This window comes from Flavobacterium sp. GNP001 (assembly GCF_054343775.1).
The window spans coordinates 732,329-755,712 of record NZ_JBTGUX010000001.1; the positions used below are offsets into that span (position 1 = coordinate 732,329).

The 23,384-nt window shown below is 35.2% G+C and carries 22 protein-coding genes; 2 read left to right on the forward strand and 20 right to left on the reverse strand.

What is annotated here, in order from left to right; all coding sequences use genetic code 11:
- Window positions 1–220 precede the first annotated feature (220 nt).
- From ACXX8U_RS03025 to ACXX8U_RS03090, 14 genes are all read right to left on the reverse strand, one after another.
- Window positions 221–1,231 carry an FAD:protein FMN transferase gene (locus ACXX8U_RS03025; RefSeq protein ID WP_458564552.1) on the reverse strand — a complete coding sequence of 337 codons (1,011 nt, stop codon included), beginning with the start codon at window positions 1,229–1,231 and terminating at the stop codon, window positions 221–223.
- 55 nt (window positions 1,232–1,286) lie between these two features.
- Window positions 1,287–2,423 (reverse strand): chromate efflux transporter, encoded by a 1,137-nt coding sequence (gene chrA, locus ACXX8U_RS03030; protein WP_458564553.1) that lies wholly within the window; start codon window positions 2,421–2,423, stop codon window positions 1,287–1,289.
- Between the two features lie 242 nt (window positions 2,424–2,665).
- Window positions 2,666–4,849 carry a PepSY domain-containing protein gene (locus ACXX8U_RS03035; protein ID WP_458564554.1) on the reverse strand — a complete coding sequence of 728 codons (2,184 nt, stop codon included), beginning with the start codon at window positions 4,847–4,849 and terminating at the stop codon, window positions 2,666–2,668.
- 236 nt (window positions 4,850–5,085) lie between these two features.
- The gene (locus ACXX8U_RS03040; RefSeq protein WP_210788713.1) at window positions 5,086–5,568 is read right to left on the reverse strand and encodes a DUF2271 domain-containing protein; all 483 of its coding nucleotides are present in this window, start codon (window positions 5,566–5,568) and stop codon (window positions 5,086–5,088) included.
- A 16-nt stretch (window positions 5,569–5,584) separates the two neighbouring features.
- Window positions 5,585–7,075 (reverse strand): ankyrin repeat domain-containing protein, encoded by a 1,491-nt coding sequence (locus tag ACXX8U_RS03045; RefSeq protein ID WP_458564555.1) that lies wholly within the window; start codon window positions 7,073–7,075, stop codon window positions 5,585–5,587.
- 449 nt (window positions 7,076–7,524) lie between these two features.
- A complete protein-coding gene (locus ACXX8U_RS03050) occupies window positions 7,525–8,004 on the reverse strand; it encodes a DUF6265 family protein (protein ID WP_458564556.1) in 480 nt (159 codons plus the stop codon).
- Between the two features lie 289 nt (window positions 8,005–8,293).
- Complete coding sequence (locus tag ACXX8U_RS03055) at window positions 8,294–10,600, reverse strand: type IA DNA topoisomerase (RefSeq protein ID WP_458564557.1); 2,307 nt, start codon at window positions 10,598–10,600, stop codon at window positions 8,294–8,296.
- A 261-nt stretch (window positions 10,601–10,861) separates the two neighbouring features.
- A complete protein-coding gene (locus ACXX8U_RS03060; protein WP_458564558.1) occupies window positions 10,862–11,107 on the reverse strand; it encodes a sensor histidine kinase in 246 nt (81 codons plus the stop codon).
- A 301-nt stretch (window positions 11,108–11,408) separates the two neighbouring features.
- Window positions 11,409–12,074: a hypothetical protein gene (locus ACXX8U_RS03065; RefSeq protein ID WP_458564559.1), complete on the reverse strand. Its 666-nt coding sequence runs from the start codon at window positions 12,072–12,074 to the stop codon at window positions 11,409–11,411.
- A 204-nt stretch (window positions 12,075–12,278) separates the two neighbouring features.
- On the reverse strand, window positions 12,279–13,490 hold the full coding sequence (locus ACXX8U_RS03070) for a sensor histidine kinase (protein WP_458564560.1): 1,212 nt from the start codon (window positions 13,488–13,490) through the stop codon (window positions 12,279–12,281).
- 571 nt (window positions 13,491–14,061) lie between these two features.
- On the reverse strand, window positions 14,062–14,526 hold the full coding sequence (locus tag ACXX8U_RS03075) for a hypothetical protein (RefSeq protein WP_458564561.1): 465 nt from the start codon (window positions 14,524–14,526) through the stop codon (window positions 14,062–14,064).
- Window positions 14,527–14,592: 66 nt separating this feature from the next.
- Entirely contained in the window at window positions 14,593–15,009 is a 417-nt protein-coding gene (locus tag ACXX8U_RS03080) for a hypothetical protein (RefSeq protein ID WP_458564562.1), read from the reverse strand.
- 220 nt (window positions 15,010–15,229) lie between these two features.
- A complete protein-coding gene (locus tag ACXX8U_RS03085) occupies window positions 15,230–15,439 on the reverse strand; it encodes a hypothetical protein (RefSeq protein ID WP_458564563.1) in 210 nt (69 codons plus the stop codon).
- A 142-nt stretch (window positions 15,440–15,581) separates the two neighbouring features.
- The gene (locus ACXX8U_RS03090; RefSeq protein WP_458564564.1) at window positions 15,582–16,115 is read right to left on the reverse strand and encodes a hypothetical protein; all 534 of its coding nucleotides are present in this window, start codon (window positions 16,113–16,115) and stop codon (window positions 15,582–15,584) included.
- A 499-nt stretch (window positions 16,116–16,614) separates the two neighbouring features.
- On the opposite strand from ACXX8U_RS03090, the gene prfA reads away from it, so the two are divergent.
- Complete coding sequence (gene prfA / locus ACXX8U_RS03095; protein WP_210788706.1) at window positions 16,615–17,691, forward strand: peptide chain release factor 1; 1,077 nt, start codon at window positions 16,615–16,617, stop codon at window positions 17,689–17,691.
- 79 nt (window positions 17,692–17,770) lie between these two features.
- On the opposite strand, the gene ACXX8U_RS03100 is transcribed toward prfA, so the two are convergent.
- From ACXX8U_RS03100 to ACXX8U_RS03125, 6 genes are all read right to left on the reverse strand, one after another.
- Window positions 17,771–18,112 (reverse strand): hypothetical protein, encoded by a 342-nt coding sequence (locus ACXX8U_RS03100; RefSeq protein ID WP_458564565.1) that lies wholly within the window; start codon window positions 18,110–18,112, stop codon window positions 17,771–17,773.
- A 262-nt stretch (window positions 18,113–18,374) separates the two neighbouring features.
- Entirely contained in the window at window positions 18,375–18,668 is a 294-nt protein-coding gene (locus ACXX8U_RS03105; protein ID WP_458564566.1) for a YtxH domain-containing protein, read from the reverse strand.
- A gap of 21 nt (window positions 18,669–18,689) precedes the next feature.
- Entirely contained in the window at window positions 18,690–18,833 is a 144-nt protein-coding gene (locus ACXX8U_RS03110; RefSeq protein WP_236363871.1) for a lmo0937 family membrane protein, read from the reverse strand.
- Between the two features lie 445 nt (window positions 18,834–19,278).
- A complete protein-coding gene (locus ACXX8U_RS03115; protein WP_458564567.1) occupies window positions 19,279–21,006 on the reverse strand; it encodes a sensor histidine kinase in 1,728 nt (575 codons plus the stop codon).
- 60 nt (window positions 21,007–21,066) lie between these two features.
- The gene (locus ACXX8U_RS03120; RefSeq protein WP_166136824.1) at window positions 21,067–21,513 is read right to left on the reverse strand and encodes a response regulator; all 447 of its coding nucleotides are present in this window, start codon (window positions 21,511–21,513) and stop codon (window positions 21,067–21,069) included.
- An 11-nt stretch (window positions 21,514–21,524) separates the two neighbouring features.
- Window positions 21,525–22,088, reverse strand: a complete 564-nt coding sequence (locus ACXX8U_RS03125) for a helix-turn-helix domain-containing protein (RefSeq protein ID WP_236363875.1) — start codon at window positions 22,086–22,088, stop codon at window positions 21,525–21,527.
- Window positions 22,089–22,501: 413 nt separating this feature from the next.
- Between ACXX8U_RS03125 and pyrF the strand changes: the two genes are divergently transcribed.
- A complete protein-coding gene (pyrF, locus tag ACXX8U_RS03130; RefSeq protein WP_458564568.1) occupies window positions 22,502–23,344 on the forward strand; it encodes an orotidine-5'-phosphate decarboxylase in 843 nt (280 codons plus the stop codon).
- The last annotated feature ends 40 nt before the right edge of the window (window positions 23,345–23,384 follow it).

The following is a 23,384-nucleotide window of genomic DNA, read 5'->3' on the forward strand; positions in this document are numbered from 1 at the left end:
ATTTATAATCATTCTTATTTATTAACATGATCATCACGAAATTTTAATTTAAGTAAAATAGTGTTAAAAAAAGAAGGATTGACGAATAAAATGAAATTAACTCGTAACAGAAGGTCATTGTTATTTTAAGTCGCTACAATTAGTGGCTAATAAGGAAGTGCTATATAAGTAGGCGAAGGCATTTATAAGAAATCATGTGCCATTAACTGAGAAGAGGTGTTTACTTAACTTTATTTTTGAATTTTTTGATTCGGAAGTTTTTTGATCGAATGATTTTACCAGTATCGGTAATCATGATACAGCTGTAATCTGGGAAATGATGCAGTAATTGCAGTCCTGTTTCCGGGCCTAAAACCATCAGCGAGGTGCTCAAACCATTCGCCGTTTCGGCATCAGGACCAAAAACAGTAACGCTGCATAAGCCTGTTGCGGGGTAGCCTGTTGCGGGATTGATAATGTGCGAATAACGTTTGCCATTCAAAACTACAAATTTTTCATAACTGCCCGATGTGGTTACAGCTTCTTGTGTTAAAGGCACTACAGCCAATAATTTTTCAGGACGAAAAGGATTCGTAATGCCTATATTCCAAGCTTTGCCATTGGGTTGTTTGCCCCAAGTACTCATGTCACCAGAGCCGTTTATGATTCCGGCTTCAATGCCTTTATCGCGCATCATTTGGCGACATCTATCCGTTGCGTAGCCTTCGCCGAGAGCGCCAAAACCAATTTTCATACCTTTCAGTTTCAAAAAAATGGTTGCATTCGCGCTATCCAAAACAATGTTTTTGTAGCCTACTTTTTCAACTGATTTTTTGATAGCTTCTGCAGTAGGCATTTCAGTCATCGAACCATCAAATTTCCAAATTCTGTCCATTGCGGCAAAGCTGATATCAAAACCGCCGTTTGTAACTTCAGAAAACCGTATCGCGCGCTGCGTTAATTCAAAAACTTCCCGATCTACTTTCACAGGTTGAACACCGGCATTACGATTCACCTCTGATATTTGGGAGTCTGACTTCCAGTCTGAAATCAAATTTTCAATTCGGCTAATTTCTCCAATAACAACATCAATATTTTTTTCTGCGGTAAGCGAATCTTGCGCTACAATTGTAATGTCAAAACGGCCGCCCATCAATAAAGTGGTTCGTTTACGCAACACTTGAGCGCCAGCAGTACAATGCACAACAAGCGCTATCAAAAGGAAAAAAGTAGTAATCGATTTTGTTTTCATAATTTATCTATATCCCAGAACTATTAAGCGAGACATGCTGTTCAAAATTTTCTGACTAGACTAAGCTAAGTAAATATCCCAAAAGTGAACTTCCAACAACAACTAAGGCACTGTTTAGTTTTTTGTAAATAAACAGAATGAGTATACTCAACACTGCAATCAAAAGTGTTTTCCAATCTAGGATGCTTTCTGTTCCCATTGAAAAGCAAACCGACACAATAATAGCAACCGAAGCTACATTTACAGCATCCAGAAAAGCACCAAAAAGTATTGAGTTTCGCATTTTGTTGACCAACGGATTGAGCAATGCAACAAATACAAACGAAGGCAAAAAAATACCGACAGTAGCAACAAGTGCGCCAGACCAATCGTTTATTTGATAGCCAATAAACGTTACCGATGAGAAAACGGGTCCGGGCGTAAATTGCCCAATAGCAATAGCATCAATTAATTGTTGGCGTGTTAAAAGTCCCGTAGCAACTAACTCCGTATCCAAAAAAGCAAATAAAACATAGCCGCTACCGTACAGTATAGCGCCAATTTTTAAAAAAATCCAAAACAACTTTGCATTACTGCTAGCCAAAAGTGTTCCCGTGCTTGTGGGTAACGCAACTAAAGGTAGCATACAATTACTTTTAAAGGCTCCATTCGAGTTCCAATACTTCAAAAAAAGACCCACAAAACCTGCACCAAATAACAAGTAAATTTCATAATAATGCAACAAGGAACCTACTAAAACCAGCAAGCCAATGAGGGCTAAGGTCACCGTTTTCAATGATTTTTTGGCCAACGGAAAAACCGCTGCAATAATTATGGCAATAATCGCGGGTTTAATTCCGTACAAAAAAGGTTGTACAGCCGGAGTTTGTCCGTATTCTTTGTAACTCCAAGCCAAAAAAGCAGTAATCAAAACGGCTGGCGAAATAAAGCAAAGTCCGGCGACCAATAATCCTTTCCAGCCGCCTTTTTCATACCCAATGTGTATGGCTATTTCGGTGCTATTTGGACCGGGAATCAAGTTGGTAGCGCCTATCAAGTCTAAAAAATGTTGCTCGCTGAACCATTTTCGTTTTGCAACCACCTCGTCCTGCATCATCGCAATATGTGCTGCGGGACCGCCAAAACCAATAGTGCCCAATTTCAAAAAAAGGCCTGCAATTTCTTTTAAGGGAACACTACTTTTTTCAGTCATGCGGTTCAGTTTCAATTGTAAAAGGTAAAGGTACTATTTGCAGTCCGTTTTCAAAAAAGGAATTTTTCGAGTATAGAATTATTTGGGCGTGCCCCTCCGTAAAAACTTCGGGTCGTGCTGTACGCTCCCGCTTTTTTTAGCCTGCCCGAAAAAAGGGCAGGCTAAAAAAGAGCTCCACTGCCATCACTCACGCGGATAAAGTGCCACCAACGATATGAGTTTTAAAAACGCAGTTCAGCCTTTTAATAACAATCAGTGAGTATTTGTCCGTTTTCTTTATAAAAAGCAATATTCTTGTTTGATTGCTGTAAACAAATCGTATCAAGTACTTTTTCAACGTCTTTTTGCATCGCGAGCGACCCACAAATCAAAACAGTACCGCCATCTTGCAATAGTTTTCCAAAAAACAAGGCGTCGCGCTGAATCAAATCCATCACATATTCTTGCTTGTCTTCACGAGATAGTGCCAAATGAAAACTGTTCAATTGTTGTTTAGCTAGCATGTCGTTGGCAAATTGTTGGTAACCCATCACCGTTGCGGTTTGCTGACGAAAACCACAATACAAGTGTGTTGCAGTTTTGTTTTGATTTTGTGAAATCATACCCAGAAATGGAGCAATACCCGTTCCATTAGAAATCATGGCGACTTGAGTTGCTTTTGCGGGTAAGTGAAACGATTTGTTAGTAATGATCCTCCCTTTAAAAACACTTCCTTTCTCTAAATCATATAAGTAGTTCGACCCCAAACCTGAGGGATGTAGTTTGACAACCAATTGCATTTTCCCGTTCACTTTTCCGATAGAGTAGAGACGCTCTTGATTATCATTTGCCGGGTACACAGCGAGTAAATCGCCTGAGGTGTATTTAGAAAAAGTACCGGTTTGTAATGTCAACAGAAAAGTATGTTCGGTATCTGAAATTAACGTTTTGTCGAGTACCTTTATTTTTTCAAGGCCTTTTGGTACTTCATTGTAAAGCGATGGAGTAGTAGCGAGGTTTACGCCAGTTTGGGCGTTCCATGAGTTAATCCATGCAACAAATTCGGTAGCCGATTTGTCGTTTACAGTTTGCATTTCCAATACACGATTCGCCCATTTTTGCTGAGCCAAAGCTTGATCAACATCATTGGCAAAGGCGCAAAAATCAGGATACGCTAGCGATCCAAATCCTACTACCGAAAACTGAATGGGTTGCTGTTGGGTTGTTTTTTGTAAACGAGTTAAAAAGTTACTGGCATTCGCAGGTGCATCGCCTAAACCATGGGTTGAAGTAAAAACAATCAGTTGTTTCGCTTTTGGGTAGTTTGTGTACGAATTCAGTTCGCCCAAAAATACTTTTTTGCCTTGCGCTATTAATTGTTTCTGAATAGCATTTGCAAATGCAAGCGTACTTCCGTTTTCTGATCCTACTAGTAAAATAAATTCACTTTCGGCAGCTTTGAACGTGTTTTTGATTCGGCTCGCTCTACGTTTGAGCGTCATGGCAAAACCAGAGTAAATGAAAAATAAAATATTGATGCTTGCTAGAGCCAAAACTATTGCCCATAAAATACTCGTGCGGCCCGTATGTAAATCTAAATTCCATTCGGTTGCAATGGTTTGCAACGGAAAAAGAGTTTCGGTCATGATGGCACCCGTTTTTTGGTTCACTTCAATTTCGCGATCGTGTAGCGTGATCATGTAAAAATCTTCAGCATCGTCAGAGAATGGGAACTCAATTTTTTTGACCTCGCTTAAAAGAGTTGTCGAAAAGAAATTGGTATTCGCTCTTGCAGCAGAAACGGTTTGATTGATTGGTTCACTAGCCTTTTTTTCTAGGAAAAAATTAAATTTTTCTAAAGTCAAATATGTGCCCGAAACGGATAATAAAATTATGGGAAGCAATGACAAGCGACCTAAATACACATGATAATATTGCGCAAAATTCTCCTTTATGATTTTGGAGTACAACGCTTTGATTCCTTTTTGGCGGTTGAGTAATAAGGCAAAACCTGAAATAGCAATCAAAAGCAATAAAAACGAAACAAAACCTACAATAAATCGTCCCGTTTCTTTTAGAAAAAGCGAGCGATGCAAGGCGGTTGTCCATTGTAAGAATTCACTTTTTTGCTCTGGTGTTCCTAAAATTTTGGCTGTTTTTGCATCAACATACGCATTTACATCATTGCCTTTTTGATCGATACCTTGTAGGCTTACAAATTGATTGTGATTTACGGTGAGTTCAGTAATTTCAGGATAGGTTTTTCGTAAAACAGGCAAGGTCTGGTCAAGCCTGATGGTATCAAAATTGGCGACTTTGTATGGCGGAGTTTTTTCTTGAATGGCATCAACGGCAAGGATTACTCCCGTAACCGATGCTAATACTAAGAATGCAGCAGAAAAAATGGCTAAAGTTAAGTGTGCGTAACGCCAAAAAGAAAGTGTCATGTTGAAAAGGTATTTTTCAGGACTCCAAAATTCGGTTTGAGAAAAGGAGCGGGATATTAAAAAGTTACTGCTTGACCAAGGCAGATGTGTGCTTCAGGTGGTTTTGCGTGAGGGGTTGCAGTGGAGCTCTTTTTTATAAAGGCTTTTTTTGCCTTTATAAAAAAAGCGGGAACGGAAGACCCGACCCGACTTTTTTAAGAGAGGGTCACGCCCCAAAAAAAACGTTGTTTTGTTTTTTAAATTTTGTTCAAACGCACGTAGCGAATGTAGTTTTTACCTTCGGTTTTTGCGGCAATTCCCTCGGTTGTTAAAGGAATTTCAAGATCGGCAGTGTGGTATTTTTGATCTTCTACCGATGTTTCAAAACGCAGTTTAAAGCCTTTGTTGATTTTAGCATCTTCGATTTCGATGGTGGTAATGCTACGATCGCCTCCCGTTACCGATGCGCCCGTTTTAGCACTGATGTTCTCCGGTTTTTTTGAATAAAATTTATGCCATTCTTTGATGGTTTTGTACCATTTTTTATCGTCTCCCATTACGTATAAAGTTTTTACGTATTCGCCTTTGGCATTGACCAAAGAAACTACAATATATGCTCCCTCGCCCATGTAGTTAGACATTTGCAACATGCATTTGTATTTGCTTGTTTGGGCTGTAGCCGAGGCAGATACTAGGAATAAAAAGGCAATGGAAAGGCTGATTTTTAAGATTGATTTCATGTGTTGATGCTATTTTTTATTTTAAAAAGTCTAAAGAAATTTTGTTTTGAATTAACGACTCGTTTTCTTGTGCTAGTGCATACGGACTTTCGTCAAAGTCAGTTAAAATGTCTTTTTTGGCACCGATAGAAATAAGGTATTTTAAGATCGTATCGTCTTTGGCAATAAGAGCTGCTTTGTGTAATGCAGTTAAGCCGTCTTTGTTTTTGGCATTAGGATCGATGTTTAAAGCTGCTAATTTTTGCAACAAAGAAAGGTCATTTTTGATTACGGCAAAATGCAATAAAGTGTTGCCATCTTTTTGGGGAGTAGCTAAATTTAAACCTTTGTCTTGTAAAAGTTTAATTTTCACTTCAAAAGGATCAGCAGTAGTGGCGCCTCGAGGGGCAGGTCGGTAGGATTGTACGAGATAGAATCCCAAATTATTACTGTCCTTATCAAGTAAATTAACGTCAGCACCTTTGTTTAAAAGTGCGGTAATTGCCTCGGGAGTTCCCGATTTTACTGCCATGGTCAGCGCCGACTCGCCTTTGTTGTTTTTAGCATTGCTATTTTTGGTCACTCCTAAAAATAAGTCTAAAGCGGAGTTATCACGAGCAGTTGCGGCAATCATTAACGGTGTGGTGCCTTCAATAGTTGCTGCATTGGCATCGACTCCTTGCGAAAGAAAGTAGTTAATGATAGCAGTTTGATTGGGTTTATTGGCCAAATAATGCAACACATTTTCGCCTGATTTATTTGTAGCTGTGGCTTTTATTTTTAGAGTTTCGACTAAGTATTTAAAAGTCTCTAGCGAAGTAGTTTCGCGACGTGTACCTTGTGCGGCAAACAATAAAGCATTGTCGCTGTATTTTACGCCTTTGTCTATAAGAGATTGTAAAAGAGCAGTATTGCCTGATTTGGCAGCATAGTCAAATGCGGTGTTTCCTGCGGTATCAGTGTCTTTTAACGACAATCCTTTTGAGGTTAAATAAGTGGCAAGACTTAAGTTTTTATCAGTAGCAATCGACATGAGTAACAGTGTCACTCCGTCTTTGTATTTTTTCTTTGGGTCGGCACCGGCTTTAAAAAAAGCTTCATAAAGTGCTGGATTACTTTGTCCACCGATGGCTGCGAATGTTAAAGGTGTTTCGCTTTTGCTGTCTTCGAGATTGATGTCTGATCCTTTTTTGATGAGGTATTCAACTAATGGTACATTTCCTTTGTTGGCGGCCCAATGCAGGTAAATACGGCTGTCATGCGTAATTTTAGTCACTTCATTTCCGGGTTGGTCTATCAAGAATTGAATAGTAGCTAATGGCGCATCATTGTTGATGGCCATTACGGTTGCATCAAATGCGTTTGAAGTAGATGCTGCTGGATTATTTCCTTTTGCAATTTCAGCTTGTACAGTGGCTACATCTGGAGCGGTTTTCCAGAAAGCTTGCTCCAAAAGACTGTTTTTTTGTTGTGCGGTCATCCATGCGGTGGCGCAAAGGGTCAGTGCTAGTATGAGATTTTTTTTCATAATTAGTGGTCTGTGTTGTATAGGATAAATCTGTTATATTTTTAATTATTTAGATTAAATAAAAATAATGCAAATGTAAAAATTAAAATAATATCTCTAGCACATATTTGGGCAATTATCACATTTTTTTAACGCTTTTAATTTATTTTTAGATTTAAGAGTTCCGTAAATCAGGGTTATATTTTTGCTAATTTGATGTTCAATAATGAAAATGGTTTAATGGCATTGTGGTAATCATATAGATCTTCTATTTTCTTTTTTGGAGAAAATGATTATTACCCTTTTAATGTTAATTAGAAGAATGCTTAGAAAGTTGCTTAGAAAGTTGCTTAGAAAGTTTCAGTAGGGTAGACGGTTTTGAAAATGAAAGGATGCCAATTTGTTTGATTTTTGACATAAAAAAACCCGCTAAATAGAGCGAGTTTCATTTATGTAACTTTTTTACAAGTTTACTTGATTTTTTTTAATCCAAATTGTTCTGAGCTTGGTTTTCCTTGCAGTTCCCCCGAAATTTGAGCTACAATACTATCAGCAGTTACTTTGGTGTAGGTGATTTTTTGTGGATAATCGTTTTTTTGGTTTTCAAAAACGACTTGCTTATCGGTTTGAGAAAACAAAGTAAAAGCTACCGGCTTGTCATTGTGTTGTCCTTTGATAGTTGCAGTGTAGGTCAGTTGTTCTCCTACTTGTTGCAAACGAATAGTCTCGAAATGAACGGTATCTTTGGTATTGATAAAATAAGAGGTAGCCGAAAAGGTACTATCGTTTTCTTGCTTCCAATTTTCTTTTAAACTTCCTTCAGCTGATTTGCTTTCCCAATTTCCTAAAAGCCAAGTGGCCGCTTTTATTTTTTCTTTCTCGGTTGTTTCTTGATTTTTACAAGCAACCAAAGCAAGCAGAAGTAGTAACGAGGTTGTTTTCTGAAACATAAGCTTAAAATTAGAAGGTTATTTTTAACAAGCTAAAGTATAAAAAAAAGGTATTGGTTTGGTTTTTTTAAAGTTTGAATTCTTGAAAAATAATCAAGTTTTACATTGATTGGAATTTGACCAAAGCAGCTGGGATATTTTGAGATTGAAATTTAATTAAACTTCAAAAACTGAACCTTAATTGAACTACGAATGCATCTATCAAAAATTTCTCACTCAAGTCTTTTTTCTCTTAAACCAACTTCAATTAACTCATATTCCTTATGTGGTTTGAAATAAATTTATGCTTTTAAACACTCGATTTCAAAATAGCATACACCAATTCTTTTGTTGGTTTTTGCTCCTGCAATTGCGCTCGAACCTGTTCAAAAGTTACTTTAAAGGTACATCCGGATTTGTAATGGCTGCAACCGTAAGCTGTTTTTCCTTTTAATACGGTTCCTTTTTTGCATTTCGGACATGCTAATTTGTCAGGAACGGCTTTCGCTACTGTTTTTTTGGGTTCTAGAATAAGTTGGAAATTTTCGTCAAAACGCAGCAGTCCTTCAACTGTTCCAGTTTCGGTTTTAAAATCCTTCAAGTTCACCGTTGATCCTTTTTGAAGTAATCTTATAAATTGATTTTCGGATATTTTTTTATCACTGAAAACAAATGGCAATTTGAAATTGCAACCCGTTTTATAATTGGTACAACCGTAAGCAGCTTTTCCTTTCAGTAAGGTTCCTGTTTTACATTTCGGACAGGTTTCGGCTAAAATTCCTGCGGCTTTCTTTTTTTCTGTTTTTGCAACTACTTTTGGGCTAGCTGCAACGTGCGAAATGTTGGCGCGCCTGCTTTCGCTGCGCACTTCATCAACCAAAGTGGCCACCATCAGTTTCATGTTTTTGATGAACGAGCCAGCTGTAAAAGTTCCTTTTTCAATATCTTTCAGTTGTTTTTCCCAAGTTCCGGTTAACTCTGCTGATTTCACCAACTCGTTTTGAATCGTATCAATTAATTGAATTCCGGTCGTAGTGGGTAAAACTTGTTTTTTATTTCGAACGATGTATTGTCTCCTAAAAAGTGTTTCAATAATATTCGCTCGTGTTGACGGTCTACCAATTCCATTTTCTTTCATCAATTCGCGCAAGTCTTCATCGTCAACTTGTTTACCTGCCGTTTCCATGGCGCGTAACAAAGTAGCTTCGGTAAATTGGTTGGGTGCTTTGGTTTCTTTTTCTAAAAAGGAGGGTTGGTGTGGTCCTTTTTCGCCAACAATAAAACTGGGTAAAATATCAGCTTCTTTTTCCTTGGCATTTGAGCTGAGCGCAGTCGAAGCTTCGAAAACTACACGAAAACCTTTTTTCAAAATTTCTTTACCAGTAGCTTTAAACAACACTTTGGCAGCTTTGCCTACAACAGTGGTATTGGCGACCAAACAATCATCATAAAATACAGCAATAAAACGTTTGGTGATAATGTCATAAACCTGTTGTTGATTGTATTGCAAATTGTTTTGTACTCCAGTTGGAATTATTGCATGGTGATCGGTTACTTTTTTATCGTTGAAAACCTTAGGCGATTTTTTTATTTTTTTCTCCAAAAGCGGTTGCGTCAACGCCGCATAATTGGTTAATTTTTGCAATATCCCTTGTACTTTAGGGTAAATATCGCTCGGCAAAAAAGTGGTATCAACTCTAGGGTAGGTGACCACTTTTTGTTCGTACAATGTTTGAACAATTTTTAATGTCTCGTCTGCCGAAAAACCAAATTTTGTATTGCAATAAACCTGCAAACCCGTTAAGTCAAACAGTTTTGGAGCGTATTCATTTCCGTTTTTTTTGTCGATTGAGACAATTTCGAATTCGCTTTCTTTGACTTTATTGGCTAACAGTTCTCCATCTTCTTTATTTAAAAAGCGACCTTCTTCGTAGCTAAACAGTGTATCTCTGTACAAGGTTTGCAATTCCCAATAAGGTTGTGGTTTAAAATTTTCGATTTCCTTAAAACGGTCCACTACCATTGCTAAGGTTGGAGTTTGTACTCGACCAATTGAAAGGACTTGTTTGTATCCGCCGTGTTTTACAGTGTACAAGCGTGTAGCGTTCATACCCAAAAGCCAATCGCCAATGGCTCTTGAAAATCCGGCGTAGTATAAATTATCGTAGTTGGAAGCTGGTTTTAGATTCTGGAAACCCTCTTTTATGGCTTCGGTCGTTAAGGATGAAATCCATAGGCGTTGCACTTTGCCTTTGTAATTGGCCTCGGTCATTACCCAACGTTGAATCAATTCTCCCTCTTGCCCAGCATCGCCACAATTGATAACCAATTCTGCTTGGTCAAACAAATTCTTAATGATTTTAAATTGTTTTTGAATCCCCGAATTCGCCACTATTTTCGTCTCAAATTTCTCTGGTAACATGGGCAAATTATTCAAATCCCAGCTTTTCCAGTGCGGTTTGTAATCGTTCGGTTCTTTCAGGGTACACAAATGCCCAAAGGTGTAGGTAACCGCATAGCCATTGCCTTCAAAATAGCCATCGTGCTTGGTATTGGCACCCAAAACAGCTGCAATTTCACGGGCGACACTTGGTTTTTCGGCAATGCAAACCTTCATTTTATACTTTTTTTTGATGGCGCAAATCTAGGAATTTACAAATAGGTCTTGCAATTAAATCAACAGTAATTACGAACGACAATTTTTAGAAAAAGATTTAGGAGTAAAAGAGTTCGTTTTTTCATGACCGTGTAGTCCTGCTGTCCGCTGTATTTTTTTAGAAATTTATGCAGGAATCCTTTGAAAAGCTTCCAGCCTAAATTTCTAAAAAGGATGCCGCTTCCATCAGGGCTATTCCAGACGTATCTTTTTGAGAGGATGCTATTGCAATTCAGGTAAGTAAATGTGAAAAGTAGATCCTTCATTTATGTCAGATTCGGCAGTGATTTTTCCGCCATGATTTTCAATGATTTTGCGGGCAATGGTTAAGCCAATAACGGTTCCTTCGTATTCTTTGCGATCATGAAGGCGTTGAAAAATTTCAAAAATTTTGTCCTTGTATTGTTTTTCAAAACCAATTCCATTATCGGTGATTGTAATGTGATGGTAATTGGTGTTTAGAACCATTTAATCAGGTTGAGAAGCATCGAAAGTGACTAGTTTACAATCGGATTTTAATTTTCAGGTTCTTGATGAGGGACAAAATCGGGTTAAAACAATTAACGGAAAAAATCTTAATTTATTATGTTTTTGCACAAACAAGAAACCTTTCAAATGATTGGCATCTTACTTGATTTAAGTTAAGCACTCAATCTAAGGTGTGCCACAGGCATTAGGTTAGCAGGTTCACATTTTTCTTATGTAGAGTTCTATAAAAATGTCCATTTTTTAATTTTTCAATTTCTTTTTAGGATTGGATATTAATGTGTCAATTTTTCTTAGGTATGTAATTATAATAATTAACAGTAAAATTACGCTGGATTATCTCTTTAAAAATAAATGAATTGATAACCTTATTATCCGAACCTAAAAAATAAGATCGCATTAGCAATCCGTTAGGAAAATTTGTACGAGCTTTCCAAATTTCATATTCAGTTGACAAATCCAAGAGAGGCAAAAAATTGAATTTAGGATCAACTAAATATATTTTTTGACCTATATTTTTATTTTCCTTCAGTTTTTTATTTGTAGCAGATAAGCGGATATTTTTTAAGCGATTTCCATCAATTATGGTGTCATCATGATTTTTGAAATCATAGTCATTAATTATGTTTTTGTGTTTGTTAGTAAAAGAAGCAGCATTAAAAAGAGATATTAGTAAACTCGGTTTTTCAAATTCTTCTAATTTGAAAACTTGTTCTGCTCTAAGACCATTGTAATCTTGTAGTATAAGTTTGTATTTGTTTTTGCGAATTGGAATTTTTACGGCAAAATAGCTATTGTCCCTGGAGTTGATTAAGTAGCTTCTGATATCATTATAGTTTTTAGTTGCGTAATTGTATTGGTACGTAATTTCATAATCAAATGTGTAAATTTGTTGTGAATACAAGGTTTGTAATGCTAAAAGACAAAACAAAAAAGATAAATTTTTCATATATTAATTTGCATTTCGATAAAAACTTATAGTTTTAAATAAATCAGAATATCGAATCAACAAGTAGATATAATGAAATATACTCTTTTTCAAATATAATATTTATTTCCGAAAATACTTATAGAAATTTAGTTATTTTAATCAGCTTGAGACCTAAAATTTAGTTACCATTTCCCGCCCTAGCACTGAACATGATTTGATGTTCTACTGCAATTCCGGTAAGTAAATGTGAAAAGTAGATCCTTCATTTATGTCAGATTCGGCAGTGATTTTTCCGCCATGATTTTCAACGATTTTGCGGGCAATGGTTAAGCCAATACCTGTTCCTTCGTATTCTTTGCGATCATGAAGGCGTTGAAAAATTTCAAAAATTTTGTCCTTATATTGTTTTTCAAAACCAATTCCGTTATCAGTGATGGTTATCATATGGTAATTGGTATTCAGCATCATTTTATCAGGCTGAGTTGCATCGAAAGTGATTAGTTTACTATCGATTTTTACAATTGGTGTTCTTGATGAAGGACAAAATTTTAACGAATTACTGATGATGTTCTGTATTAGTTGACGGAATTGAAACGGTATGATAGTAATGTTCTCTGCGTTAGCAATTTCAATTACTGCTTTCTTTTCAGCTAAATCCTCCTTGAGCATGGCCATTGCTTCGTCTACAATTTCCTTGAGGTTGCAAGACACAAACTTGCGCTGTGTGGTGCTTGTTCTAGAATAGGCAAGTAGGTCATTAATTAAAGTCTGCATGTGTAGAGCCGAAAGCTTGGTTCGCTCCACATAATATTTCCCCATTGCAGATAGATTATCGTATTCTTCAACAAAAATACGCCCTGAGAAGGATTGAATTTTGCGCAGTGGTTCCTGTAAATCGTGGCTGGATATGTAGGTAAAGGATTCAATTTCTTTGTTAGCCAGCAGGAGTTCATTGGCTCTTTTTTCCTTTTCTTGATTTTGAAACTCCAATTCGGTATTAGCAATAGCAAGCTCTTCAGCTCGTTTTTGCTTTTCCTCGTTTTGATATTGGAGTTCGATATTTGCAAGCGCCAATTCGTTTGCTCTGTTTTGTTTTTCTTGATTTTGATACGCCAGTTCTTTATTGGCTATGAGTAATTCTTGCGCTCTTTTTTCTTTTTCTTGATTTTGAAAAGCTAATTCTTTATTGGCTAGGAGTAATTCCTGCGCTCTTTTTTCTTTTTCAATATTTTGAATAATAAGCTCTTGGTTGGCAATTTGGAGTTGATGAGCTAATTCGGCATTCTCGGCGCTTTGCTTTTTTAGTAAGTCATTGAGTGTTTGTAATTCGCGCTTTTGCTGTTCTGTTTCCATAATTTGTTGCGCTAAATTATTGTTCGTTTCTTTTAATAGTGCTTGCTCTTCATTTGCTTTCATATCCTCTTTTTGCACCATTATCTTATTTGCTTTTATAAAATTGAAAGGCAAAGATAGACTAACTAATGATGCTAAACTACTATCGGTATTTTATAAAGTAGAACTTTAGTCTGTTAATCAATTATAGTCGGGTGAATTAAATACCAAGCATCAACTTTATCTGAAGTTTTGCCAAGGTATTTGTTGGTTTTAATATCAGATTGATAAACGATTTAACTAAAATAGGACAAATGAATTCGAAGGCGGAGAACTTCACCTAACAGGGCATTTTTAAGCGGTCCTCAATTTTTTGCTTTATTTTTTAGGTAGCAGAAGTTCGGTTTTCATTACACTCCCATTCCCGCCATCCGTTACAATCTTTACTGCCAAACCCCGGCAGCAAAGGATTTTCACTGCTATCGGGGCTAAACAGGCGTTGCGCTATTTCAGAAGGCGAGTGGCGGTTTTGATAAAGCACAAAAGCAGCTCAATAACAAGCTGCTTTTGTGTTGTTGAGGACACTTTTCCTCCTAACAAATCAGTAAATAAAAAGGCGAAGTCAGGAGACTTCGCCTAGCGGGGGAAATGGCTGTTACCGGCAGTTTTATTATTATTGTTTAATTAACTTCGGAATTTCGTCTTGTCTATATTCGCCAAATTTTCTAGTGAATTCTCCAGTTGGTTTGATAACAATGTAGTTACCGCATGACTTTGCTTTTTCGAATAACATTTTTTTTATTTCGTCATTTTTATCTTCTAATACATTTTTTCTACTGTAAACATATGATCGTTCTGTTATAAAAAACTGAACAATATTCTTGTTCTTTTTTATGAATTTTAAATATCCGTAATTATTAGTGTAATAGTCAATGCACGAACCATTTGGTTCTGTTTTTGGCATGGTATAAAAATTAACGACTACAACATTCATTTTGTCAATTTTGATTCCTGAAAGTTGAGATAACTCTTCCAATAGTTTTATTCTGTTATTCTCCTCCAAAAATCCCCTGTCGAAGTCTTGTGAGTAAAAACTAGTGCTAAATGTCAATAATGTATATAATATGAATTTTTTCATGATTTTATGGATTCAAAATTACCGCTAACGTTATCACCTTAGCACGCGCGAGCTAAGGATGTTTTTTTAAGAGTTTGATCTTTTGTATTCAGTTACTACATCACCTCTTGTAATTTTAAGGAAACCATTATTCAATTCAATTTTCCAATTTTTTTCTATTGCTGTATTTCTTTCATATATTTTTAACGACCCGTTCACGTCTTTAAAATCATATATTTCTTGTAAAAATCCTGATTGACAAGGTTGTTTGTAGCTTCCATTTTGATCTGGTTTAGGATAACTCCATATCATATTATTTAAATCATTAAAAAATATTTGATCATTCATCATTCTACAATCAGGCTGATTTGGATCTGATGGAATTTCTGGTGTAATGCTGTTTATTTTCCATAATCCTTTATATGTTTTTGTTTCTAAATCATTTGAATTAGAACAATTTGAAAAGATTAATAGATATGAAATGCTCAAAAGTAATTTTCTCATTGTTTTTGTTTTCTGTTTTCTTTGTTCGTTTTATTTTTAGTTTTGTTTGGATAAAATATCACTTAGCTCGCGCGAGCGTCTCGCTCGTGAACATAATCTATATTTTAACTTACTCTAATTTTAAACACTACCACAAACCAAAATTAAATCAATCCACAACCAGCATCACGAGTGAGACGCTCGTGCGCGAGTTTGGAATTCAAAGACTTCGCCTGCCTGGTTATAAATTTCTACGGCACACATATTCTTGCGAAGTATTGCCAGTTTTTACATAACCTATAAATCCACCATTATGAATTTTGGGGTTTAAGTTTTGATAAAACATTCCTTTCATATTAAAAGCTCTTGTTTCTTTACTTTTGTAAAGTACTTTTTCCTCTTTTAAATGGATTTCAATTGGCTTTTCAATTAATTTTTTTTGGTTGGACAATTGCACTTGTCATTGTTACAGTCTTTTCGGACTTGTTTTTTTCAATGAAATAAGTAATTGTCATTATTATCATTATAAATAAGATAAATTAGGTCATTTTTTTTTCTTTTTATAAAGTTATCGAACGGCGGTTAAGCGATGTTTATTCTTCTTCGCCACTAAAGTAACCAAACCAAGCAATTTCTTCATTAAGTGGTATTTCATCCCCAAAGCCCAGCTCTTTTCTTATCATATTTCTGAATTTATTTAGAAGTGTTGTAGGGGGGATATTAACAATATTATTATTGCCAAACATTATTAAACAAAACATTTCAATTAATTCAATATTTTCCGAAGTAAGTATTAAGTCATTATGACATCTTCTGGCTTCTTCTGTGGTTGCATGTTGTTTTTTTATTTTCTGACCTGGACCTGGAGCTAATAATTGAGAATAATGTGCGTCAATTAAAGTTAAAGAATTTAATAAAGCATTATATTTTAAATCTCTTTTTTGCTTTTCAACTAATTGTTGTTTTTGAATTTCAGATTTTACTTCTTCTACTTTTTTGGTAATATCTTCAATGTCTTCAAGGGTAGCTAGGTTCTTTCCTTTTTCTGTAAAATAGCTTTTGAATAAAGCTAAATATAGACCACAAAGTAAAATTAAAACTTCTAAAATAATTTCTGTTAATTGCATAGTTTTCTTTAAAATGTTGTCCAACTTGTTTATATCCTACTTCATTTATCCAATCTCCCTATATTCGGTTTGATAAAAGTTAGTTAGTTTCGATTTCCTAGTTAATTCAAATATATAATTTATTTCCGAAAAAGCTGATAAAAACGTACTTTTGTAGTAGGTTTCTCTTTTCTTATGATTTTTTTGAAAAACCGTAAACGTCCTTTTTTAACACAACAGCCCTAGCCCTGATGGAAGCGGCATCTCCCGATTATAAAAACAAGGCTTTTTGCCGTAGTTTTTATTTATCGGGAATACAGCGGACAGCAGGAATAGCTCCTAAAAAAAAACTTTAAATGTGCACTGTTTTACTGTTGAAAATTGCTATCGTAGGGTTGTTTGTATTACTAGGAGCTTTGTGCTGATAAAGATTTAGGTAGATTAAGAATACGCCAAAAACGAGCCTTGCAAACTGAATACTTTTTTCGTAATTTTGCACCCTAAATAAAGGACTAAGAAAATGTTAGATAGACTGCAAATAGTAAAACAGCGTTTTGATGAGATTTCGGATTTGATTATTCAACCGGATGTAATCTCGGATCAAAAGCGTTATGTGCAATTGAATCAAGAGTATAAAAGTTTAAAGGCGTTGGCCGAAAAACGCGATGAATACGTTTTGTTAATGGCTAACATTGACGAAGCCAACGAAATTATAGCTGATAATAGTGATGCTGATATGACCGAAATGGCCAAAATGCAACTAGAAGAAGCTAAAGAACGTTTGCCAGTACTTGAAGAAGAGATCAAATTCATGTTGATCCCTAAAGATCCGGAAGATGCTAAGAACGTGATGGTGGAGATTCGTGCCGGTACAGGTGGTGACGAAGCCAGCATTTTTGCAGGTGATTTGTTCCGTATGTACACTAAATACTGTGAAAATCAAGGTTGGAGAACATCAGTAGTGGATATGAACGAAGGAACTTCGGGCGGATTTAAAGAGGTGATTTTTGAAGTTACTGGTGAAGATGTTTACGGTACTTTGAAGTTTGAAGCAGGTGTACACCGTGTACAACGTGTGCCGCAAACGGAAACGCAAGGTCGTGTGCACACATCAGCAGCAACGGTTATGGTTTTGCCAGAAGCAGAGGAATTTGATGTGCATATTGATATGAACGATGTACGTGTTGATTTCTTTTGTTCGTCAGGACCTGGAGGACAATCTGTAAACACGACTAAATCGGCTGTACGTTTAACGCACATTCCTACAGGATTAGTGGCTCAGTGTCAGGATCAAAAATCACAACACAAAAATAAAGATAAAGCTTTTGGTGTATTGCGTTCTCGTTTATACGAGCAGGAATTAGCTAAAAAGCAAGCTGAAGATGCCTCTAAACGTACTTCGCAGGTAAGTTCGGGTGACCGTTCGGCTAAAATTAGAACGTATAACTATGCGCAAGGACGTGTGACAGACCACCGTGTGGGCTTGACCCTTTATGATTTGGGTAATATCATGAATGGGGATATTCAAAAAATTGTTGACGAATTGCAATTGGTGAACAATATGGAAAAATTAAAAGAAGCGAGCGAAGTTTTTTAAATTTCAATTTCTTTTTAAAAATAAAAAATACCGTGCCTTTTGGACACGGTATTTTTTTTGAATTAATAATACCTTTTTATCATTCAATGAACAAACTAGTATCAGCTTCGATAGCGAAACCAAATAGTGCTTGCTTAAAGGATTTGTATTTTTTGGTAGCAGAATCCATTTTGACGCCTAAGTTTTTAGAATCTTCTAAATTATCCATTTTAAAATTGAGTTCAATGGTCTTTTTTTCAAAAGCCGTTTCAATTTTATTCCAATTTGCTTTTGCATCTGCTTTATTTCTAGAAGTAACAGAGTCTACAAATCGTACATAATTATTAGTTACGATTTCTACCTTTTTTTCAGCCTCACTTTTACACGAAAATATAGTGAAGCATAGGGTAAGAAGTACTATAAGTTTTGCTGCATTTTTCATTTTGTATTTCTTATATGGGATCAGTATTCCTTGCACTGAACAATGTTTTGATGCTTTTGATTTACACTGTCAATCGAGTGTTTGCAATGGCTTGTGTTTTGGTTGGTTTTTTATTAGTGGTTGTTTAGCAGAAATGGTATTTTTTTTTATTTTGTGTATTTGTTTTTAAAGGACAATCAGTAAAAAAAAGCAATTATGCTACTGGTTTAAACAGCAAAATTCACACTACTTGTGATAGTGTGAATTGTACTGAATTGATCTCTTATTTTTGCTTGTTAATGGCAGCTAGATGATCAAAATTTTGAACCTCTTCTTTCATGATCTCTTTCGTATGTCCTAAAAGTTCTTGTGATTCTCTTTTGAAATCTTGCACAGTTTGTGAAATTTTATCTGAGAATTTTCCAGTTGTTTCAACAACTTTGTCTTTTAAATCGGTGCTTTTATCCACGATTTTTTTGCGTGTCTCGCTACCTTTTGCAGGTGCAAATAAAATTCCCAAAACGGTTCCTACGGCTAGTCCACCTAATATTCCTACTGCTAAATTGCTATTTTTCATGATATATAGTTTTTATGATTGTTATCCTTTAATTACTCTTAATAAAATTGCAATTAATGCAATTACTAATAGAACGTGAATGATTCCTCCTGCGCTGTAAACGAAGAATCCTAATGCCCATAGTATAACTAATACTACTGCTGCTACGTATAATAAATTTTGCATGACTTTATGTTTTTAGGTTAATTGTGCTTGTATTTGCGATACTCCTGCTAAAATGCGTTTTAAGTTTTTCATATCGTTTGTAGTTTAATGTGTTGTTTTGTTTTTACAAAGATGCGATCACTTCACTAATTGCGTGTTACATCAATTTATTGATTTGTTATAGAATTTACAGATGTTATTAGTTACATAGATTTTTATGATCTAGTTAAATACTTGTCTTGTAGTTTTTTTTGATGGGGAAATAGTTTTTAAATCCTTTATTGTTAATGTGTTATTGATAATTTTTCATTTTAATGCAATTAAAATTTTTTCATGAAAGGTGTTACATAATATCACTATTTGCAGCAGTAATGATTTTTGAAAATGTCAAGTAAGGCCACAAAAAAAACAGCAGTTAGACTTTAAAAGTCGAACTGCTGTAATTAGGTATATTTTAAATTTTGATTTATACTGCGGGTAAAAATAGGGTAAAAGTGGCTCCCACACCCAACTCACCTTTGGCAAATAAATATCCTTTGTGGTTGTCGGCAATTTTTTTACAAATAGCTAAACCTATTCCAGTACCATCGTATTCGTTTTTGTTGTGTAATCGATTAAAAAGAATGAATATCTTTTTAGCATACTCTTGTTCAAATCCGATACCATTATCAGTAAATATGATTTTATGGTAATGAGCGAGTGTATTGTGAGGTAACAATTCTTCGTCTAAGGCACTAACTAACTTAGATTTGATAGTGATAATTGGCGGTACATCCGTTTTACTATATTTCAAGGAATTATTTATCAAGTTGGTGAATAATTGCTGAATTTGAAACGGAATGACATTCAAACTAGGTAAGTTCTCGCTTTCAATTGTTCCTTTTTTATCATCAATTACTTGAACAAGTTCTTGTTTTACATGATCTAAAAGTTCATTTAAATCAGCTTGTTCAAAAACCTTCTCCGCTTTATTAGTTCGAGAGAACTGTAATAAATCTTCAATGAGCATACGCATTCTTTTTGCCGAAGCTTGTATGCTATTAACATATTGTTGCCCAGATTTAGACATGTTTTCATAGTCCTTACTTATTAATCGAGATAAGAAGGTTTCTATTTTGCGCAGAGGTTCTTGCAAGTCATGACTTGCGATATAATTAAAAGCGGTTAATTCTTTATTGTTGTTTTCAAGTTCTCTGTTTCGTTCCTCAATGTAATTTTGTGCGTATACTTGTTCCGTTACATCACTAGTAGTACCAATGTGTGTGCGTTCTCCTGAGGCAACGGTAACCACACGGCCCGAGGCTTTAAAGTATCGAATTTCTCCATCCTTGCGAATTATGCGATAAGTAAATGGATTTAAATTGGTTTTCTCCTGTACGCTTTTAGAACTTTCTATGACATATTGTAAATCTTCTGGGTGAACGAATTTGTAAAATTCCTCAGAACTCGCTTCGAAAGACTGTGGTGCACAACCTAAAAGACGGTATTCATTATCAGAAAAAGTAAATTTTCCGCTATCGATGTTATATTGCCAGCTACCAAACCCTCCCACAATTTCGGCTAAATTGCTAGCTTCATTGGCTACGGTCAAGGTATTAATGGTGTTTTTAAGTAATACTAGGTCACGATTCATTTTAACAAAAGCAATGGTAATCAAAACTAAGGTAAAAAGTAATGTAAGATATATTAACAATGGCGTATAACTCATAGTTGAATCATAATCCTGTTGTCTATTGGTTAAAAGGATTTTCTGAGTAGTAATCATTTCGTCTATTTTTTTGCGAATAGAGTCCATGGCTTGTCTACCGATGGTTAAGTTATAGCTTAAATCTGCTTCTTTATAGTTTTTTTGCTGGGTTATATAAATGTTTTTCGAAAGGTAATTTTGTTTTTTATTTATGTAAAAAAGAAGTTTTTTTAAATTGGCCTGTTGCGTTCGACTGTTTTTGGTGAGTTTTGATAATTCGTTGAATGAATTTTTAATCAGTTCTTTCGAATTATTGTAAGGTGTTAAAAATGCGGTGTCTTTAGATAATAAATATCCTCGCTGCCCAGTTTCAGCATCTTTCATGTAGGATATTAAACGTTCTAATTCAGTGTTCACCGCATGGCTATTGGTTACAAAGTGGGATGATTTTTTTAAAACAGTAATGTGTTTAAAAGTAATGCCGCCAATAAAAAATATAACTGCCACCGAGACAGTAAATATAATTTTTAAAACAGGGGTGATTTATGAATTTGAATGTATTTCATTTTATAGACGCATTAAAAAATTGTCTTTATTTAATCCAGAAGTATGATATTGCCAGTTTATGGTAACAACTTCTGATAGGATTTTTTTAAGATCTTCAAAGTCACTTGGTTTTTTGATGTAAATATTGGCTCCATTTACAAAAGTCTCTTCAATGTGCTCTTCAGAGGATGAGGTAGAGTAAATGGCAATTGCGATATCACTTAGTTTTTCGTTCTGTTTGATCTCAAGTAAACATTCTACACCATTTTTTTTTGGCATATTCAAGTCTAAAAACAGCACATTTGGCAAAATAGAATCGCCGTGATTCAAGTAGTCCATCAGCTCAACACCATCGTTAAATGTCATTACATTGGTTTTCATTTTGAGTTCTTCAAAGGCGTCAGTAAAAAACAATCTGTCGTCTTCATCATCATCAGCAAGGCATATATTTATAAAGTCAGTATTCATCGTTGTTTTGTTTAAATTGAGTTTTTCGTACTTAAAGCTCTACGTTTTTGAATAATTTTTTGAAAGGCTGAGGGTGTCATTCCCGTTGTGTGTTTGAATTGCGTACTAAGGTGAGCCACACTTGAATAATTCAGTTGAATCGAAATTTCAGTTAAATTCATAGGAGTATTAATCATCAGCTGTTTGGCCAATTCAATTTTTTGGATGATAATAAAGTTTTCAATAGAGGTATACGTAACCTCCGAAAAAACATTTGATAAATAGGCATAGCTCAAATTTAGTTTATCAGCTATGTAAACCGAACTTTTTACTTGCAAGGGTTTTTCGCTGTGCACCATCTCGATAATGGCATCTTTAATCTTTTGAACCAAAACGCTTTTTTGATTTTCTACAATATCAATACCGTATTCTCTAAAAACGCTAGTGAGTTCGTCCATTTTCGAGGTGGGTACTTTTTCTAAAAAATTAAATTCACCGAATCCGATAATATTGAATTTATATCCCAGCTCGGTCAGTCTATCTTGAACAATTTTTTTTGTCAATTGTACATAATCGAATTTTAAATATACTTTCATAAAAATTGTTGTTTAATGTAGTAAAGATATGAAAACTGTTCTTTTAACAATAATGTTGTTCGTCACAAAAAAAAGTTCTTAGTGTATACGCCATGTTAGAGGCTTGATAGTTACAAACAATTTTGTTATGATGATGTATTTTGTTTTTGATTATGAGGTGATTGCATGTGTTTTCTTAGGTAGTATAATTGATTTATCTATTTTGCTAAAGAGTGAACAAAAGTTAATTTTGTGATATTTTTAGTAGTATTATTACTAATTTTAATATTTCACTTTTAGGTAATTTGCTTTCAACTCTGGAGACTATTTGGTCTCTTGTTGTCTATGTTTTTTCACTTGTTTTGTTTTTTTATTACAGTACAATAGCAAATTTTGCTCCTTTGTTTGTAGTTTTGCAGCACAACTACAACAACATGACTACACAACAATTATTTGAACAAATTCAACTCAAAAAATCTTTTCTTTGCGTTGGTTTAGATGTCGATTTGACTAAAATTCCGCAACATTTATTAGCACTCGAAGATCCTATTTTTGAGTTTAATAAGGCTATTATTGATGCAACCCACGACTTAGCAGTATCCTACAAGCCAAACACGGCTTTTTATGAAGCTTACGGAATAAAAGGTTGGATTTCACTTCAAAAAACAATTAATTATATCAACGAGAATTATCCAGATTTGTTTACCATTGCCGATGCTAAACGTGGTGATATTGGAAATACCTCTTCAATGTACGCCAAAGCATTTTTTGAAGATTTAAATTTTGACAGTGTTACCGTGGCGCCTTACATGGGTAAAGATTCTGTCGAGCCTTTTTTGGCTTTTGAAAACAAGCACACTATACTTTTGGCTTTAACTTCAAACACAGGTGCATTTGATTTTCAAACGTTAAACTCCAAATCTGAAAAACTTCCCGAAGCAGAATTGTATCAACAAGTTTTAGAAACCTCTAAAAACTGGACCAACAGCAAAAATTTAATGTATGTGGTAGGTGCTACAAAGGCCACTTATTTTTCAGAAATTCGAAAAATTGTACCTGACAGTTTTTTATTAGTTCCAGGAGTAGGTGCGCAAGGTGGCAATCTAGCTGAAGTGTGCGCGCACGGAATGAATGATCAAGTGGGATTGCTAATAAATTCGTCTCGAGCGATTCTCTACGCATCCAACGAACTTGATTTTGCCGCAAAAGCTCGTGCAGAAGCACTTAAAATGCAGCAAGAAATGCAAGTAATTTTAGAAGGTAAATTTTCGAACTAGGCAGTACTTGGACTTTTAATTTTTTTTAATTTCCCGACTT

Coding starts and splice junctions, on each gene's coding strand:
- ACXX8U_RS03060 (WP_458564558.1), bottom strand. CDS start 11,107: ATGGTTCTAAACACCAATTACCATCACATTACAATCACCGATAATGGA.
- ACXX8U_RS03055 (WP_458564557.1), bottom strand. CDS start 10,600: ATGAAGGTTTGCATTGCCGAAAAACCAAGTGTCGCCCGTGAAATTGCA.
- ACXX8U_RS03035 (WP_458564554.1), bottom strand. CDS start 4,849: ATGACACTTTCTTTTTGGCGTTACGCACACTTAACTTTAGCCATTTTT.
- ACXX8U_RS03065 (WP_458564559.1), bottom strand. CDS start 12,074: ATGAAAAATTTATCTTTTTTGTTTTGTCTTTTAGCATTACAAACCTTG.
- ACXX8U_RS03025 (WP_458564552.1), bottom strand. CDS start 1,231: ATGAAAACAAAATCGATTACTACTTTTTTCCTTTTGATAGCGCTTGTT.
- ACXX8U_RS03105 (WP_458564566.1), bottom strand. CDS start 18,668: ATGAAAAATAGCAATTTAGCAGTAGGAATATTAGGTGGACTAGCCGTA.
- ACXX8U_RS03075 (WP_458564561.1), bottom strand. CDS start 14,526: ATGAAAAAATTCATATTATATACATTATTGACATTTAGCACTAGTTTT.
- ACXX8U_RS03040 (WP_210788713.1), bottom strand. CDS start 5,568: ATGAAATCAATCTTAAAAATCAGCCTTTCCATTGCCTTTTTATTCCTA.
- ACXX8U_RS03110 (WP_236363871.1), bottom strand. CDS start 18,833: ATGCAAAATTTATTATACGTAGCAGCAGTAGTATTAGTTATACTATGG.
- chrA (WP_458564553.1), bottom strand. CDS start 2,423: ATGACTGAAAAAAGTAGTGTTCCCTTAAAAGAAATTGCAGGCCTTTTT.
- ACXX8U_RS03070 (WP_458564560.1), bottom strand. CDS start 13,490: ATGGTGCAAAAAGAGGATATGAAAGCAAATGAAGAGCAAGCACTATTA.
- ACXX8U_RS03090 (WP_458564564.1), bottom strand. CDS start 16,115: ATGCAATTAACAGAAATTATTTTAGAAGTTTTAATTTTACTTTGTGGT.
- pyrF (WP_458564568.1), top strand. CDS start 22,502: ATGACTACACAACAATTATTTGAACAAATTCAACTCAAAAAATCTTTT.
- ACXX8U_RS03045 (WP_458564555.1), bottom strand. CDS start 7,075: ATGAAAAAAAATCTCATACTAGCACTGACCCTTTGCGCCACCGCATGG.
- ACXX8U_RS03100 (WP_458564565.1), bottom strand. CDS start 18,112: ATGAAAAATGCAGCAAAACTTATAGTACTTCTTACCCTATGCTTCACT.
- ACXX8U_RS03050 (WP_458564556.1), bottom strand. CDS start 8,004: ATGTTTCAGAAAACAACCTCGTTACTACTTCTGCTTGCTTTGGTTGCT.
- ACXX8U_RS03125 (WP_236363875.1), bottom strand. CDS start 22,088: ATGAAAGTATATTTAAAATTCGATTATGTACAATTGACAAAAAAAATT.
- prfA (WP_210788706.1), top strand. CDS start 16,615: ATGTTAGATAGACTGCAAATAGTAAAACAGCGTTTTGATGAGATTTCG.
- ACXX8U_RS03120 (WP_166136824.1), bottom strand. CDS start 21,513: ATGAATACTGACTTTATAAATATATGCCTTGCTGATGATGATGAAGAC.
- ACXX8U_RS03080 (WP_458564562.1), bottom strand. CDS start 15,009: ATGAGAAAATTACTTTTGAGCATTTCATATCTATTAATCTTTTCAAAT.